This window comes from Vibrio genomosp. F10 str. 9ZD137 (genome assembly GCF_049974785.1).
Taxonomy (GTDB): Bacteria; Pseudomonadota; Gammaproteobacteria; order Enterobacterales; family Vibrionaceae; genus Vibrio.
In genome coordinates, this window is sequence record NZ_JBNGCJ010000966.1 from 1 (window position 1) to 1,015 (window position 1,015).

Genomic DNA, 1,015 nt, shown 5'->3' on the forward strand with positions numbered 1-1,015 from the left:
CGCGTTAAGTGGTGAGCAACGCCAACCACCCAACTTAAACCATTGCGACATAAACACTTAAACTGAATAAAGCCGAAAACGCCAAGCGTTGGGAATCCGTCTTGAACGCTTTGTTAGCTGTCGGAGCCTTGGCTTGGATAGGACATTTCAAGAATAACTACCTCACCATCAGCTAAGAATGGGCCATGGACTTCACCTGGAGGTCTGCTAGCGTAGTAACCAGGTTCAAGCCACATATCAAAAGCCTCGTCATAAAGACGACCAGAAACAACGAATATTTCCTCGGGATAACTGTGACTTTTTGCCCCGAAAGCCTTTGTATCATAACCGTCTTTGAAACGAGTTAACCTTGTATAATCTCCGTTAATGCTGTCTTGAGCTAAGGTAATTTGACTTAAATTTCCGTCAGAACCGTCAATAAACTCCCATTCATTGTCACTGGCTTTATCCAATGGGTTCCAATATGTTTGTGTTGATTTCATACCGCCTCCTCCTGAGACTGCTAACGCTAAGCTAACTGGCAAACAAACACGGCCACTTAGCCTCAAATTACCACCGTAAACACTGCTGCCAACCAAACCAAAAATGCCAAGCGTTTGTTGGTCCGGTTGAGCGCCTTGTTGGGACGCATTTTCTGCGTAAATCCCCAGCCTTGAAAAACAGTAGTAAACGGCCAAAAAGACACTTCGCAAACACCGCCAAATTGCAGCGCTGAACCATAAAAACCAAGCTCGTAGCGGTGAGCCACAGAACTGATGCGCACTGAGCTCAAAACACCGAGCCACTAATACCTATAAGAACCATAATAACTTCTAGCGCTACATTTTCGAGAGCTAAACTTTAAAACGGTGAGCCAACACAGCACGTATTTGCCACGAAACAAAACCATTTAAAGTGATGAGTTTGAGCCACAAACAGAATAAACGTGAATCTAAAAGCCATAGCTGAAGTGGCAAAATGCAGAGCTAACACACCCGCAAACTTAAATGCGGCCTAACGCCGCGTTAAGTGGTGA

The 1,015-nt window shown here is 44.8% G+C and carries 2 protein-coding genes; both read right to left on the reverse strand.

Translation table 11 applies throughout. The features are described from left to right. Window positions 1-113 precede the first annotated feature (113 nt). On the reverse strand, window positions 114-482 hold the full coding sequence (locus tag ACP45E_RS20965) for a cupin domain-containing protein (protein WP_026026510.1): 369 nt from the start codon (window positions 480-482) through the stop codon (window positions 114-116). A 62-nt stretch (window positions 483-544) separates the two neighbouring features. Then, entirely contained in the window at window positions 545-763 is a 219-nt protein-coding gene (locus ACP45E_RS20970; protein ID WP_141707468.1) for a hypothetical protein, read from the reverse strand. Window positions 764-1,015: the final 252 nt, after the last annotated feature.